The sequence below is a fragment of the Cryptosporangium aurantiacum genome (genome assembly GCF_900143005.1).
Classification (GTDB): domain Bacteria; phylum Actinomycetota; class Actinomycetes; order Mycobacteriales; family Cryptosporangiaceae; genus Cryptosporangium; species Cryptosporangium aurantiacum.
On record NZ_FRCS01000002.1, the window covers coordinates 605,772 to 621,478 of the forward strand.

10 protein-coding genes are annotated in these 15,707 nt (G+C 70.9%); 6 read left to right on the top strand and 4 right to left on the bottom strand.

Features of this window, described 5'->3' with window-relative positions; all coding sequences use genetic code 11:
• Positions 1-3 precede the first annotated feature (3 nt).
• The 3 genes from BUB75_RS09610 to BUB75_RS09620 form a co-directional block, all read right to left on the bottom strand.
• On the bottom strand, positions 4-684 hold the full coding sequence (locus BUB75_RS09610; protein WP_073254456.1) for a hypothetical protein: 681 nt from the start codon (positions 682-684) through the stop codon (positions 4-6).
• Between the two features lie 65 nt (positions 685-749).
• Positions 750-5,039, bottom strand: a complete 4,290-nt coding sequence (locus tag BUB75_RS09615; protein WP_073254459.1) for an NB-ARC domain-containing protein — start codon at positions 5,037-5,039, stop codon at positions 750-752.
• Positions 5,040-5,108: 69 nt separating this feature from the next.
• A complete protein-coding gene (locus BUB75_RS09620) occupies positions 5,109-6,137 on the bottom strand; it encodes a phosphotransferase family protein (protein WP_073254462.1) in 1,029 nt (342 codons plus the stop codon).
• 67 nt (positions 6,138-6,204) lie between these two features.
• Here BUB75_RS09620 and BUB75_RS09625 point away from each other — a divergent pair, with 67 nt between their 5' ends.
• Entirely contained in the window at positions 6,205-7,038 is an 834-nt protein-coding gene (locus BUB75_RS09625) for a TetR-type transcription factor C-terminal domain-containing protein (RefSeq protein ID WP_073254465.1), read from the top strand.
• Between the two features lie 43 nt (positions 7,039-7,081).
• A complete protein-coding gene (locus BUB75_RS09630; RefSeq protein WP_073254468.1) occupies positions 7,082-8,308 on the top strand; it encodes an acyl-CoA dehydrogenase family protein in 1,227 nt (408 codons plus the stop codon).
• A gap of 39 nt (positions 8,309-8,347) precedes the next feature.
• On the opposite strand, the gene BUB75_RS09635 is transcribed toward BUB75_RS09630, so the two are convergent.
• Positions 8,348-8,959 carry a hypothetical protein gene (locus tag BUB75_RS09635; protein ID WP_143175099.1) on the bottom strand — a complete coding sequence of 204 codons (612 nt, stop codon included), beginning with the start codon at positions 8,957-8,959 and terminating at the stop codon, positions 8,348-8,350.
• Positions 8,960-9,093: 134 nt separating this feature from the next.
• Here BUB75_RS09635 and BUB75_RS09640 point away from each other — a divergent pair, with 134 nt between their 5' ends.
• The 4 genes from BUB75_RS09640 to BUB75_RS09655 all read left to right on the top strand — a co-directional run bounded on the left by BUB75_RS09640 (position 9,094) and on the right by BUB75_RS09655 (position 15,672).
• A complete protein-coding gene (locus tag BUB75_RS09640; protein ID WP_073254474.1) occupies positions 9,094-9,750 on the top strand; it encodes a response regulator transcription factor in 657 nt (218 codons plus the stop codon).
• Positions 9,747-10,868: a sensor histidine kinase gene (locus tag BUB75_RS09645; RefSeq protein WP_073254477.1), complete on the top strand. Its 1,122-nt coding sequence runs from the start codon at positions 9,747-9,749 to the stop codon at positions 10,866-10,868. The genes BUB75_RS09640 and BUB75_RS09645 overlap by 4 nt, the downstream gene beginning before the upstream one ends.
• 734 nt (positions 10,869-11,602) lie before the next feature.
• Positions 11,603-13,657, top strand: a complete 2,055-nt coding sequence (locus BUB75_RS46155; protein ID WP_178379807.1) for a serine/threonine-protein kinase — start codon at positions 11,603-11,605, stop codon at positions 13,655-13,657.
• A 182-nt stretch (positions 13,658-13,839) separates the two neighbouring features.
• On the top strand, positions 13,840-15,672 hold the full coding sequence (locus BUB75_RS09655; protein WP_073254482.1) for a DNA methyltransferase: 1,833 nt from the start codon (positions 13,840-13,842) through the stop codon (positions 15,670-15,672).
• Positions 15,673-15,707: the final 35 nt, after the last annotated feature.

A 15,707-nucleotide genomic window follows, 5' to 3' on the forward strand; every position in this document is an offset into this window, starting at 1 on the left:
GGGTTACCGAGGTGGGTAACCGGGTGGCGGGTACTGCGCGGGCGGGTACCCCGGCGGCGGATAACCGGCGGGCGGGTAACCGGGCGGCGGATAACCGGGCTGCTGGCCGTACCCGGCAGGCGGGTAGGCCGGCGGACGCTGGCCCTGCGGCGGGTAACCGGGCCGCTGCGCGTAAGGGTGCGCGTACTGGGGTTGCGGGTGTTGGGGCTGCGGGTGCTGGGGCTGCGGGTGCTGGGCGTACCCGGCCGGGTGCGGAACGCGGGCCTGCGGGTGCGGCCCTCCCTGCCAGCCCTGGGCCGGTGGCTCTTCCTTCTTGCCCTTGAACGCCGACGCCATCCAGAACACGGACGCGATCAGCATGACAACGCCGATGGCACCCGGAACGAGCACACCGGGCCAGCTGAACGCGTAGGCCTCGCCGTCGTGGATGCGGACCTCGACGCTCTTGCCCTGGTCGTCGTCACCGACGCCGTCGATCTGCCCGCGCTGAGCGACCCCGTTCTGCTGCCAGGTGCCGTAACACGTCGTCCGCGAGCGGCCCTTGCGCCCGTACGACTTCGTGCACTGTTCGACCACCGCCGTGGCCTTCTCCCCCGTGGTGCCGGCGATGTAGTTCCATCCGCCCCAACCCAACAGGCCTACTCCGATGACCAGCAACGCTAACGCCGACGCTACGGCTTTCACGTGAGTAATCCTTCTGCCGTGTCCACCGGGACCCCCGTGATCCCTGAGAACTTAGGTCGCACACGTTAGCGACCCCCACCGACATTCGTCTCTAGGACGGTCAGGCCCTGCGCTCCGGTCGCGAGTAGCCGCGCGGAGCCGGCCAGCCACCGCAGCCCGGTCGCGCGCGGCTCGATCCGCAGCGCGGTGACCTGACGCCCGCTCGCCAACTCGGAGATCCGCACGGTGCCGTCCCGCTCAGCGGTGGCCAGATAGCGCGAATCCCCGCTGATCGCGGCCGTGGTCGCTGGGTAGCTCCCCCGCGCTTCCCCGTCCGACGTCCACACCATCACGGCGTCGCCTGTTAGGTCGGCGCGCACCCGACTCGTCACCAGCCACCGGCTGTCCGCGCTGATCCGGATCGGCGTCCCGCCGTTCAGCGGGGCGACGATCGAGCAGCGAACCGCTCCGTCGGCGCCGCAGACGTCAACGCCGTCGCCGGTCGGCACCGCGATCCAGGTGCCGTCCGGGCTGATCACCGGATGTCCCCCGGACTGCGCGTGCCGGTGGATGGACGCCCTGGGGGTGCCGTCGGAGTTCCAGAGCCGGACGGTTTCGTCGCGGCCGACCGGGCTGGTGCCGGCCACCAGGAACCAGGTGCCGTCCGGGCTGAGCGCGGCGTGGGACATGAGTGCACCGAACGCCCTAGTCCGCTCGCCTGACACAGTCGGCGTCGGGACGGTGGCCCGCGGGGTCCCGTCGGCGTTCCACAGCCGCAGCAGGTCGTCGCCGACGTGGCGGGTCAGCAGCCAGCTCCCGTCCGGGCTCACCTCGATCGAGCGGAGCATCCCGCCGCCGGCGTGTGGCGGCGCGATGCTCGCCCGCAGCGTGCCGTCCAGATTCCAGAGCCGGACGGTTCCGTTCCTCCCCGCGGTGGCCAACCAGCGGGCATCCCCGCTGATCGCCACGCCCCGGATTCCGCCGCGTGGATCGGTGACCGTACCGAGCGGTGCTCCGTCGCGCGTCCACAGCGTCATCTCGTCGCGAGGCATATTGACGACCGCGAACCAGGTCTCATCCGGGCTCAGAATGAGCCCACCGCGGACCGCTTCGGCCATGGCCCGGCCCGCGCCGACGCCGTCCAGGAGCCGCACGCGCCCGTGTGCGCTGTCGATCACCGCGAACCACGTGCCGTCCGAGGCGGCCAGGAACTGGAGGAGGCCGCGCGTGCCGTGGTTACCCGCCGCGACTACGCCCGGGAGGCTCCACAGTCGTACGGCTCCGTCTTCCGCGCTCGCGACGGCCGCCACCGTCCCGTCCGGACTAGTACGCACCGTGCTCACCCGCCCCGCTTCCCGGGAGAACGTCGCCTGCGGCACACCGAACGAGTCCCACACCCCCATGCCGCCGCCCTGCGTCGGCGCGAGCAGCCGGGCACTGTCCGGGCTGATCGACATCAGCAAGTGGCTGTACGACGAGCGCGGCAGCACCGCCCGAATCGTGCCGTCGGCGCCCCAGAATTGTGTCGTCGGCTGGTCCGGGGGCAGTCGGCCCGAGGCGATGACGAACCAGGTGGAGTCCGGGCTGATCAGGAGCCCACTGGCGGGGTTGGGAAGCGGGACGTCACCCCGGCGGGTCCCGTCGCTGTCCCAGAGCACGACCGTGTTTCCTAGCCCGGTGGCGAGCCACTGTCCGTCCGGGCTGAGCTTCAGCGTGTCGACCCGCCCCGGCATCTCGGCGTGCAGTACGCCGTCCGGAGTCCACAGCGCAACGCCACCCGCCCCGGCGATCGCGAGCCAGCGGCCGTCCGGCGCGAGCTCGATCATCTCCGCGCTCGCCACCCGAATCCGTGCCCTCGGCGAACCATCCGGGTGCCAGACCCGCACGGTGGTGTCACTCCGGTTCCAGGTCGCCAACCAGGTCCCGTCCGGGCTGATCCCGACGAACGGTGCCGCCCATTCGGACTCCAGCGCATCGACGTCACCCGGCAGGTCCGTCCGCTTCGAGCCGTCGGCGTTCCACAGCCGCACCCGCCCGCGGCGGTTGGGTCCTCGCGCGGCCGTGGCCAGCCAGGTTCCGTCCGGGCTGATCACCACGGCGGTGGCGCCGAGGTGCCCGGGCAGCGCTGCGCGGCGAGAGCCGTCGGCGTTCCACAGATACACGTCGCGGAGTTGCTGCCGCCCCAGCGAGACGGAGCGCTGGGCCACCGCGAGCCACCGGCTGTCGGGGCTGATCCGCACCCTGACGTCGGCCGGATCACCGCTCAGCTCCGCCCTCCGGGTGCCGTCGGAATTCCAGAGGTAGACCGTGCCGTCCTCGCGGCCGGGAGTCGCGAGCCACGTGCCGTCCGGGCTCATCACGACGTCACCCAGCGGCATCGCGGGACCACCCAGGACGCGGATCAGCCCCGGATGCGGCGAGCTCGGCAGCGGCCAGACCGGCCGCAGCACGGGGCCGAGGCTCGCCAGGTGCTGTTCGGCGCGCTCGCGCAGTTCCGGATAGGCGGTCAGCCGACTGACGAGCGTGGCGTCCAGCGCGTGCGGCGGGTCGAGCGGCGTCAGCAGGTGCGCGTTCTGCCGGATCGCGCGCTCCAGCACCGCGGCCGTGGGGTCGCAAGACCGCGCGAGGTCGGCTTCGATGCCCGCCGGGCCGGTGCGGTGGAGTGCGGTGGTGAGCCAGCGCAGGTCGGTCACCAGCGCGTCGAGTTCGTCGGTGAGCTCGGCTTCGGCGAGGTGCGTGGTCAGCTGCTGCCAGAGGTAGCCGGCCGAATCGGGCAGCGCCCACCAGTGCGGCAGGCCCGTTCGGTAGGCGTCGAGCAGCGCTGCGTTCAGGGCCGGGAGCCCGGCGTCGATGCGGTGCCGCAGGTAGTGGCGGACGACGTCGTGCAGCCGCAGCCACGGTTCGTCGCCGAACCAGTAGTCGGCGACCAGCGAGAGGTCGGCCAGGTCCAGGCAGAGGTGCTCGACCTGGTCGGCATCGAGTCCGCCGGTGGAGCGCCAGAACACCTCCAGGACGCGCTGCGGGATCCGCACGTCCTCGGGGAAGATCGCCAGCTCCAGGTACCGGTCCAGGCGTCCACGACCGGTCTCGTCGAGCAGCTCCAGGCTCGCTTCGAGCGTGGCGGCGACGGCCTCCTGCCGCCGGGCCGGGTTCGCCGGGTCCCAGCTCGCCGGGCCACCCTTGGCCAGCCGTTCCTCCACCCGGCGGACGGCGTCCGCGGCCGGTGCGCCCCGGCGTAGGTACCGCCGCAGGGCGCCGTTGACCAGCCGCAGCAGCACCGGCCACCGACCGGTGCGGCCGAGCAGCCCGGACAGGTCCGGTGCCGGCTCGGGCAGGCCGTCGGCGAGCATTTCGTCCGCCTCCGCGACGCTCATCGCGTCGACGTCGATCGTGGGCGTGCCGTCCGGCAGCGCGGCGTGCACCCGGGTCGTCACCAGCCGGGTGCACTGCGGCGCACCGAGGAGCAGTGGCTCCAGCTGGTGGCGATGCCACACGTCGTCGCACACCAGCAGCGCACGCCGGCCGCCGAGTAACCGGCCGAGATGGTGTCCGGCCTGCTCCGGGTCGGTGAACGACGGACGCTCACCGGTGATCTGCTCGGCCAGCTCGTTGATCGCGGCGGCGAGATCCGCGCCGGCAACGTGCTCGCCGAGCGTCAACCAGAGCACGCCGTCCGGGAACTGCTCGGCGATGCGGGGATCCCGGCAGGCCTCGCCCGCGAGCGTCGTCTTGCCGAAGCCTCCGGCACCGCCGAGCGCGGTCAGCCCGATCAGGCTCTTGTTGGTCAAGGCTTCGACGAGCCGGTCGGACAGCGCGGGTCGCTGCACGATCCGGTGGGTGCGGGCCGGCGCCATGAACAGGCGCTGCGCTCGCGGCCCGTGCTGGCCCAGATCGACGAGCGCGTGGTGCAGCTCCAGCGCGAGTTCGTCCGGTGACACGAACTTTCGGGTCACGACGCCCGCTTCGCGGACCCGCTGGCGGAAGGCCTCCTGCCGGTCGGCGTGTTGCGCGTCCAGCATGTGCGCGGCCGGGATCGGGACGACGCTCTCCGCGTCCAACAAGAACACCAGCCGCGGAAGGCCGGCCTCGGTCGCAGCCTCGAACTCCAGCTCGGTGTAGGAGTGCTCGGGTTCGTCCCGCACCGGCGAGCCGTAGCGCAGACCGAGGATCCCGACCCACACGTCCGCCTCGCGCACCTTCTGCCGGCAGACCTCGGCCGGGAGCCGGTCCTGCGCCGGGAAGTAGGCCATGTCGGTGACCAGGCATCCGGCCCGCGTCACCGCGTTCTCCGCAGCGTCGACGAACGAGCGTCCTTCCGGGAACCGCCGGAACTCATCGGTGTGGCTCAGGAAGACACGCAACGCCGGGCTCGGCATGGGAGGGACGGTACCGGCTCGGCGGGGGTGAGGGCCCACGCTGGGAGGGCCGTCGAGGCGCGCGTCCGTTCAGCCGTGGAGCCCGCCGGAGAGGGCCGCGTGGCCTCGCTCCGTCAGGGGCAGCACCAGCGGCCCGATTCGATCGAAGCCCTCTCCGACCGTCATGCCCTGCAGCGACCGGTAGTGGATGCCCTCGAAGATCGCGGCCATCTTGTAGTACGCGAACCCGCAGTACCAGGGCATTTCACTGAGGTCGGTGCCGGTGATCCTGCCGTACTCCGCCACCAGGTGACCACCGTCGGGGAACGCGGCGAGGTCACCGGGCAGTGCCGCAACCGGGCCGTTCAGCCCGCGCATCCCGTCCCACCACATGATCGCCGAGCCGAGGTCGGTGAGCGGGTCACCCAGCGTCGCCATCTCCCAGTCCAGCACCGCGGTCACGGTCCGGGTCCGCGGGTCGACGATCGCGTTGTCCAGCCGGTAATCGCCGTGGACGATGCCGCTCCCCTGCCGTTCCGGTAGACGCGCGGACAGCCGCTCGTGCAGGCGGTCGAGCTCCGGCAGGTCACGGCTGCGGGACGCGTCGAGCTGCCTGGCCCACCGGCGCAACTGCCGCTCCAGGTACCCGGCGGGCCGCCCGAGGTCGCCCAGCCCCACGGCGTCCGGATCGAGGCGGTGCAGCCGGGCCAGCACGTCGATCAGCCCGTCGGCGAGCGCGGTCGCGCCGGAGGCGTCGAACGCGGCGAGCTGGTCGCGGGTGCTGAGCACCGCACCGTCGGCGAACTCCATGACGTAGAACGGCGCTCCGATCACGTCCCGGCCGGCGAGCACCAGCGGCCGCGGCACCGGCACGTTCGTCGGGTGCAGCGCGCTCAGCAACCGGTGCTCGCGACCCATGTCGTGGGCGGTCTCCAGGACGTGCCCCAGCGGCGGCCGCCGCAGCACCCAGCGGCCGGTGCCGTCGCTCAGCAGGTACGTGAGGTTCGAGCGGCCCCCCGTGAGCAGCTCGACGCTCAACGGGCCGGTGAGCAGCCCGGGCAGCTCGGCGCGCAGGAACGCTTCGAGTGCTTCGACGTCCACGCCCGGCGCGTCAGCCATGTACTCTCCTGAAGACGAGCGATCGATCGATCTGTTCAGTTGAACACGGCTGTCAAGGAGGGCACGCATGAACGCTGAACGCGTGCTGCTGGGTGACCGCCTGCGTATCGCACGGCGCTCGGCCGGGCTGACGCTCCGGGCGACCGCGGAGGCGCTCGGCGTGAGCGCGGGCACCTGGAGTGCGGTGGAGAACGGCCGCACCGGGATCCCGGCCGAGCGGGTCGAGAGCGCCGCGCGGCTGTTCGGCACCGACGTCGCGGCGCTCCGCGCTCCGGCAGCCGCGCCGGTAGACACGGGCACGTGGCGCGACTTCCCGCCGCTCGACCTCCCGGCACCGCTGGCCGGAGCCCTGAGCGCGTTCGTCGAGCTCGGCTACCACGGCGCGACGATCCGCGACATCGCGCAGCGCGCGCAGCTGTCGGTTCCGGGCCTCTACCACCACTGGCCGACCAAGCAGCACCTCCTGGTCGCGCTGCTCGACCGCACGATGGACGAGCTGCTCACCCGCGCCGAAGCCGCGCGGGCCGAGGGCGACGGGCCGGTCGAGCGGTTCGGTCTGCTGGTCGAGTGCCTCGCGCTGTTCCACACGCACCGCCGCGAGCTGGGTTTCATCGGCGCCAGCGAGATGCGCAGCCTGGACGAGCCCGACCGGACCCGGATCGCCGCGCTCCGGGTGGACGTCCAGCGGATGGTCGACGTCGAGGTCCGCGAGGCCAAGCGACGCGGCTTGTTCGCCACGCCGCTGCCGCACGAGGCATCCCGGGCGGTCGTGACGATGTGCACCGCGCTGCCGACCTGGTGGTCACCGGATGGGCCGACGCCGCCGACGACGGTCGCGGCGCAGTACGTGCAGTTCGCTCTCGACGTCGTCCGCGTTGACGCCTCGAAGCGAGGCACCTAAGTTCAGGACCTAGCAAGCGATCGGTCTGTTCAGGAGGCCAACGATGACTATGCCTGCGCCGTCGGACCGAGCCGTGGAGCTCCGGGAACGGATGGTCGAATTCCTTCGTGACCACGTGCTGCCCAGCGAGGCCCGCTACGTCTCCTACCGCCGCGCCGCCGGGCCCGACGACCACGTCGTCCCGCCGGTCGTCGAGGAGCTGAAGGAGACCGCGCGGAAACTCGGCCTCTGGAACCTCTTCCTGCCGTCCGAGTCCGGGCTCACCCAGCTCGAGTACGCGCCGATCGCGGAGCTGTCCGGCTGGAGCAACGACCTGGCGCCCGAGGCGATCAACTGCCAAGCGCCCGACACCGGCAACATGGAGTTGCTGCACCTGCTCGGCACCGACGAGCAGAAGGAGCAATGGCTCCGGCCGCTGCTCGACGGGCAGATCCGGTCGTCGTTCGCGATGACCGAGCCCGACGTCGCCAGCAGCGATGCCACCAACATCAGCACCCGGATCGTCCGCGACGGTGACGAGTACGTCATCAACGGGCGCAAGTGGTGGATCAGCGGCGCGTCGGACCCACGGTGCGCGATCTTCATCGTGATGGGCAAGACCGACCCGGACGCGCCCACCCACCGCCAGCAGACGATGGTGCTGGTGCCGCGGGACACCCCCGGCGTCACCGTCGTGCGCGACCACACGGTACTCGGGCACTGGGACCAGCACGGTCACCCCGAGGTCGAGTTCCGCGACGTCCGGGTCCCGGTGAGCAACGTGATCGGCGAGGAGGGCGGCGGTTTCGCGGCTGCCCAGGCGCGGTTGGGGCCGGGCCGGATCCATCACTGCATGCGGGCGCTGGGGGCGGCCGAGCGGGCGCTGGCTCTGCTGGTCGCCAGGGCCCAGTCCCGCGTCGCGTTCGGCTCCCGCCTCTCCGACCAGGGCGTCGTCCAGGAGCAGATCGCCGAGTCCCGGCTGGAGATCGAGCAGGCCCGGGCCATCTGCCACCTCGCCTGCGCGACGATCGACGAGTCGGGCAACAAGGCCGCACGGAACCTCGTCGCGATGGCGAAGGTCGCGGTGCCACGGGCCGCGACGCGCGTCATCGACCGGGCGATCCAGGTGCACGGCGCGGCCGGCGTCAGCGAGACCACGCCGCTCGCCTGGATGTACTCCTGGCACCGGGCGATGCGCCTGTTCGACGGCCCGGACGAGGTGCACCTGCGGTCGATCGCCCGCGCCGAGCTGCGTACCGAGCCGGTGGTGCCACCAGCCTGGAACGTCTAGATCGGCCGCGCTCACCCCGGGTGAGCGCGGCCGCTTTCCTCACGCCACGTGCAGGGCCTTCTCGCCGTCGCCCTTGTGCACGGTCTTCTTGCCGTGCCGCGGTGCGTACTTCTGGCAGGCCTTCTCCGCCGCCTGGAACTCCTCGCTGTCCGGGTCGATGCCCTCGGGGAACTCCAGTCGACCGTCAGCCTCCGGCGTCGGGAAGTTCTCGATCCCGTTCTCCTGGATGCACTTGGCGTACTGCTTGAGCTTCTTCACGTCGGCCGCGGACGGCTTCACCGGCTTGGGCAGTCCGCCCGCCTCAGCGCACTTCTCCGTCGCCTTCCTGGCCGTCTCCGGGTCGACGTCCCTCGGCAGCGTCGACTCGATCCGTCCCGGCTTGTCACCCTCCGGCTCGGTCACCTTCGGCGTCTCGAAGTCCGGGATGCCGTTGGCGCGCATGCACTTCGCGAACTTCTCCGCCTGCTCCTGGGTGAACGGCGTGTCGCCGGGTTCCCCGACCCCGACGAGCGTCGGCCCGTCCCCGGACGAGCGTGTGTGCGTCGGACCACCACTCGTCGACCCGCCGTCGGTCGCCCAGGCCGCGCTCCCACCGCCGGCCAGCGCAAGGACGGTCAGCAAGCCGACGAGCACTCCCCACCTGAGTCGCATCATCTCTCCTTCTCGAATCGACGTGCGGACGTCGTGCGGCGCCCGCACGTCGAATTGGAGTCGCCGACGCGCTTCCCGGCCGTTTCCGAAAACGGAAACGCCAAAGAAATGCAGTGAGGAGTCACTATGGAGAAATGCGGATCCTGGTGGTGGAGGACGAACCGCTCCTGGCCGACGCGGTGGCCACCTGGCTCCGCAGCGACGCGCACGCGGTCGATGTCGCGTATGACGGTGGCTCCGCGCTGGAGCGCATCGGTGTGCACGACTACGACGTCGTCGTGCTGGACCGTGACCTGCCGGTCGTCCATGGGGACGACGTCTGCCGTACGACGGTTGCCGAGCGGCCGGACGTCCGAATTCTGCTGTTGACTGCGGCGGCCGAGATCGACGACCGGGTCACCGGTCTCGCGATCGGCGCAGACGACTACCTACCCAAGCCGTTCGCGTTCCCCGAACTCGCCGCGCGGGTGACCGCGCTCGGGCGCCGAGCGCGGCCGGCCGCGCCACCGGTCCTGCAGCGGGCCGGGATCCGGCTCGATCCGCACCGTCGCGAGGTGTACCGCGACGGCCGGTACGTGCCGCTGTCGCGAAAGGAATTCGCGGTGCTGGCGGAGTTGCTCCGGGCGGACGGCACCGCGGTCTCCGCCGAGCAGTTACTGGAGAAGGCCTGGGACGAGAACGCCGACCCGTTCACGAACGCGGTCCGGCTGACGATCCTCAAGCTGCGGCGCAAGCTCGGCGAACCGCCGGTGGTGCTGACCGAAACCGGTGTCGGGTACCGGATCCCATGAACAGGCTCACGCTCCGGGTCAGGCTCGCGCTGGTGTACGGCGGGCTGTTCATGTTCTCCGGTGTCGTGCTGCTCGCCGTCACGTACGTGCTGGTCGCCCAGCGTCTGCCTGCCGACGGGGGAACCCGCCCGCTGGTCAAGTCCGGCGTGCCCGGGCAGGGCGAATCGGTGATCACCGACGTCCGGATGGACGCTCAGAACGAGGCGCTCACCGCGCTGCTCACCCAGGGCGGTGTCGCGTTGCTGCTGGTCGGCATCGCGGCGACCGCGTTCGGCTGGCTGATCGCCGGCCGGATGCTGCATCCGCTGCAGAGGGTGACCGAGACCGCGCGGCGGATCGCGGACGCGCCCATCGCCGACCGCAGCCTGCACGAGCGCATCGCGCTAGAAGGCCCGCACGACGAGGTGAAGGAACTCGCCGACACGTTCGACGTGATGCTCGAGCGCCTCGATCACGCCTTCGACGGCGAGCGGCGCTTCATCGCGAACGCCTCCCACGAGCTCCGGACGCCGCTGACCGTCAACCGTGCGCTGCTCGAGGTCGCGCTGCACCGGTCGGATCCGGTGCCGGAGGTGCGGCACCTGGCCGAGACGCTGCTGGCCGTCAACGGCCGACACGAACGGCTTATCGACGGGTTGCTGCTGCTCGCACGCTCGGAGCGGGACGTCGGCGAACGCGCGTTTCTGGACCTGGCCGATCTCGCCGACCACGTCGCGGGCTCGGTGTCACCGGGGTCGGTGACCGTGCTGACGAAGCTGGCCGAGGCGCCGACGACGGGGAACCCGGTTCTGCTGGAGCGGCTCGTGCAGAACCTGGTCGAGAACGGGTTGCGGTACAACCTGCCGTCGCACGGCAGCATCGAGATCGCGACCGGAGTAGCGCAGGGGTCGGCGGTGCTCGAGGTGCGCAACACCGGACCGGTCGTGCCGCGCTACGAGGTGCCGGGCTTGTTCCAGCCGTTCCGGCGACTCTCGGAGCGAGTGGCCGGGTCTTCGGGCGCCGGGCTCGGGTTGTCGATCGTCCAGGCGGTGGCTCGCGCGCACGGTGGGTCGGTGTCCGCGGTGCCGGGGGTCGAAGGTGGACTCGTCGTGACGGTCCGGCTGCCGGGTGCGGCGTAGTCCAGCCCGCCACAGGCCTGGCGCCGGTGTCTGGATTCGGGCGACCCCGCAGTACGCGGGTCCCCCACCGGAACCCGGCCGCGCTGCTGGCGGATTTCGGACCAGTGGTCCCGCCAACGAGACGCGTCCTACTCACCGGGGATCGATCACCGTGATCCCCAGTGCCCGGCGAGACCTCGAGGTCAACGCCACCCTGGGACTCGGTCACGTCGGGCTTTGAGGGGTCCTATCTGGTGCGGCGTCGTTCTACTGTCGCCCGGTGACAGTTTTCGCCGTTTGCCTGCCGGCAACGGGAGTGGACCCGGGGTGGACGCCGCTCCCCACCGAATGGATGTAGCCGTTTCCGTGTAGCGCGGAGTGTCGTTGTGGCGTTTTCCGTGCCCTGGCACGGAAACCGCCACAATCATGCAGCGAGGCAGGCGGAGAACGCCGCAACCCTCTCCGCGCAGCCCACCCACACCAACCAGCTCCCGCTCCCAACGACCGGCCGGCAGTTGAGCAAGTGTGTGGATTCCGACCGGTGGTAGCCCGTCGGAATCCACCCACTTCAGCGGCCACCAGCGACTCGGATCACCCTGATCAGACGCTCGACACCGAAACGCGCAAAACCACCTCTTAAGATCCTGTTACCGGCCGAGAACTCGTGTGAACCTACGTGGGCACCCGGCACTAGAGGCCGTTGCAGCAAGAACAGCGTGTCCACTGAGATAGGTGGGGAACGGTACCGTGTTCGGGTGCTCTCTCCCGGAACCATGCTCAGCGGTCGCTACCGGCTGAACCGCCGGATCGCGGTCGGCGGTATGGGAGAGGTGTGGTCAGGCACCGACACGCTGCTTCAACGCGAGGTCGCCGTCAAGGCGTTGTTACCCGCGTTGGTCTCGGATGCGGAGTTCATCGCCCGCTTCCGCACCGAGGCGCGGCTGATGGCGGCGCTGCGGCATCCGGGCATCGTCCAGGTTCACGACTACGGCGAGAACGCCCTGATCGACGACGACCGTCTCGACTTCGTCGTGATGGAACTCATCGACGGTGAGCCGCTGTCGAAGCGGATCAAGGCTGCCGGGACCCTCGACGTCGCCACCGCGCTGTCGATCGTGACCCAGGCCGCGGACGCGTTGCACGCCGCGCACCAGGCCGGGATCGTCCACCGCGACGTCAAGCCCAGCAACCTCCTGCTCCGACCGGACGGCACCACGGTCCTGATCGACTTCGGCGTCGCCCGCTCCGCAGACCTGGCCGGCCTGACCAACAGCAAGTTCATCATCGGGTCGCCGCAGTACATGGCACCCGAGCAAGCGACCGGTGGGGAGATCTCGGCCGCGAGCGACATTTACGCGCTGGGAGCGGTCGCCTACTGCTGCCTGACCGGGAACCCGCCGTTCACCGGGGACACCGTGCAGGTCATCACGAAGCTGCTGCAGGGCGGGCCGGTGAGTTTGCCGCCGGAAGTTCCGGCGGAGGTGGCGGCGCTGGTGCTGCGGGCTCTGGACCGGGACCCCGGGAAGCGTCACCCGACGGCGGCAGCGTTCGCGGACGCCGCCCGCGCGGCGGGGGCGGCGCAGGCCGCTCAGGCCGCGGGGGCGGTTACCACCGTCGCGCCGGTTGTTTCGTCGCCGCCGGCAGCCGGTCCGCTGTTTCCGGCGGGTTCCGGGTTTCCGGAGTGGCCGGGCGTCACGCCGGGGGCCGCCGTTCCCCAGAGTCCGTTCGTTCCCGCCGTTCCACCGGGGCCCGCCGTTCCGCAGGCGCCGACCGTTCCCGCCGTTTCACAGGGTCCCGGCGTCCCGCAAGGGCCCGGCGTCCCGCAAGGGCCCGGCGTCCCGCAAGGGCCCACCGAGTCCCAGGGGCCCACTGTTCCGCAGGCGGCGCTCTTTCCGCAGGCGCCGCTGGTTTCCCAGGGGCCCACCGTTCCGCAGGCCCCGGTCGTTTCGCAGGCGCCCACCGTTCCCCGAGGGCCCGCCGTCACACAGGGGCCCGCAGGGACGCCAGGGCTGATCTCCTCGCCGCCCGTCTTCCCCTCAGGCCCGGCGTTTCCTCCCGCGCCGCCCGCCGGAGCCGTTCGGCCCGCCACACCTGATCCGCAGACCGGCAACCGTCGCCGTACCGCAGCACTTGCCGGGGTCGCCGGGACGATCGTCCTCGGACTCGTTGCCGTGCTCGCCGTCGTGGCCTTTCGCTCGGGAGCCGACCCATCCGAGGCGCGAGCGGCGACCACCCAGGCCGCTTCCTCTGCACCGGGCGCGGGGCATGGCGAATCGAGCCTCCAACCGACCAGCCAGGTCACCGCATCTGCCGCGCCGACAACCCAGCCCGCCAAGTCCGCGCCGTCCTCGCCGGCTCCGTCTTCGCCGGCTCCCCAGCCCACCCAACCATCCACAGCCCCGCCCAGCACCGAGCCCGCACCCGCGCCACAGCCGAGCCCGCCACCCGCCGCAGCGCCGGCACCAGTCCCGAAGCGCGACGTCTCAGCCTGCCCGAGTGGCTACGTCTGCTTCTGGACCGGCCCGGACTACACCGGCGACATGGGCAAGCTGGCGGGGAAAAACACGACCTGGGCATCGTTCCCGCACGCCAGCTGCCCGGGCGGCACGTGGAGCGCCTGCGCCGCGTCGATCTACAACAACGGCGCCAACTGCAAGGTCCAATTGTTCAACCAGACCAACCTCAAGAGTGCGGCCGGGACGTCGTCGCTGGTCCTCGCCCGGCAACAGGGTGCGCCCCGACTGGCCGACGTCTCGATGGGCAGCGGCAGCTGGAATCGCCAGATCCGATCGAACAACTGGATCTGCTAGTACGGCGTCCACGAACGCTCGCCCGTTCGCCGACACCGTGCGGCCCCGTCGGTTGACGCGTTTGCGGGCTGTACAGGCGCTTAGAGGACGATTTCGCGTGCCTCGGCGTCGATCGGGCGACCCGCGTGAACTGCGGTGGCCAGTACGCCCGGCGTAAACCGGGAACCGGGTTAGCGTGTGGCGTGGATCCGTTCGCGATCGGTGAGGCGTACCAGGCCGGGCGGGACGCCAAGGCGCGACGGGCATTCGGTGAGCACTACACGTCCGAGGCCGTCGTGCTGCGAACGCTCGAACCACTCTTCCTGGGCGCCTTGCGTTCGGCCGTGGCTTCGGCCTCCGACCCACGCCAGCTCCACGCGGTCCGGCAGCGAGTGGCCTCAGTGCGCTTCCTCGACCCCGCCTGCGGCTGCGGGAACTTCCTCGTCGTCGCGTATCGGGAGTTGCGGCGGCTGGAGCACGAGGTGCTTGTGCGGCTGCGCACCGCGGGGCAACCGCACGTTCAGTTGGCGAACTTCTACGGCATCGAACTGGACGCTCACGCCGCAGACCTCGCCGCCGCCGCACTGGAGCTGGCCGAGCGCCAGTGCGACCTGGAGTTCGCCGAGCGCGTCGGCGCTGCGCCCGAGCGGGCAACCAACAAATCGTCGGCCACGATCGTCGTCGGCAACGCACTGACAATTGATTGGACGTCCGTGTGCCCGCCGTCGTCGGCGGTCATCGTGGCGGGGAACCCGCCGTTCCGCGGGCCAAAGGAACGCAGCGCCGCACAGAGCGCCGACCTCCGCGCCGCCTGGGGACCGCGCTACTCGGGGCTGCTCGACTACGTGACCGGCTGGCACGCAAAGGCTGCTTCGTACTGCGTGGGTGACTGGGCTTTCGTCTCCACGAACTCGATCGTGCAGGGCCAGGCGGTGCCGACGCTCTTCGGCGCGATGGTCGACGCCGGCTGGCGCATAAAGTTCGCGCACCGCACGTTCACCTGGTCGGTACCCCCGCCTTCCCTTCCGGCTGCCCCTGGGCGGCGTACCGCCGCGGTGCACTGCGTCGTCGTGGGCTTCACCCAAGACCCGACGGTCCAGCCGGTGCTGATCGAGAACGACCGGGCTTCCCCGGTGCCGACGATCAACGCCTATCTCGTCGACGGTCCGGACATCCTCGTCACGCCGCGCCGCACTCCACTCTCACCGGACCTACCGGCGGTACAGGCCGGTTCGAAAGCTGTTGACTGGGGTTTCCTCACCGTCTCGCCGGCAGAATTCCCGGACGTCGCCGCCGACCCGATCGCCGCACGCTATCTCCGGCCGTACCGCGGCGGCGATGAGCTGATCAACAACCTCGCACGATGGTGCTTCTGGTTCGAGGGGGCGTCGCTCGAATCGCTCTACCAGAGTCCGCTACTCGCTCGGCGTCTCGCCGAGGTGCGTGCCCGCCGCCTCGCGAGTCCCAAGGCAGCGACCCGAGCCGCCGCCGCCACACCGCACCTCTTCCACGAGCGCCGCCAACCATCGGTGCCGTACCTGGCGATCCCCCAAACGTTCACCGAGAACCGCCCGTACGCCACAGCCGGGCATCTGTCGCCCGACGTGATCGCGTCGATCAAGCTGTTCACGTCGCCGGACCCGGACGGCTTCCTGTTCGGCATCATCTCGTCGTCGATGTTCATGACGTGGCAGAAGACGGTCGGGGGTCGGATGAAGTCGGATCCGAGCTTCACGAACACGGTGGTCTGGAACACGCTGCCGCTGCCGGCCGTGAACCCCGCCACCCGCCGAGCGATCGCCGAGGCCGGCCGTGCCGTCCTAGCCACCCGCGACCCAGCTGTCCCGCTAGCAGCGCTGTACTCCCCCGACCCGATGTCTCCGGCGCTGGGCGCCGCTCACGATTCCCTGGACGCGCTGGTCGACGCGTTGTTTGCCGCCGGCCAACCAGGCAGGCACACGCGTCAGCACACACTCTTCTTGCGATATGCCGAATTGGTCGGCGAACATCCGCGGGCCAGCCTCATCGGCTCGTAGGCATCTCTAGCCGCTGAGCACTCCGGTGCAAGTGT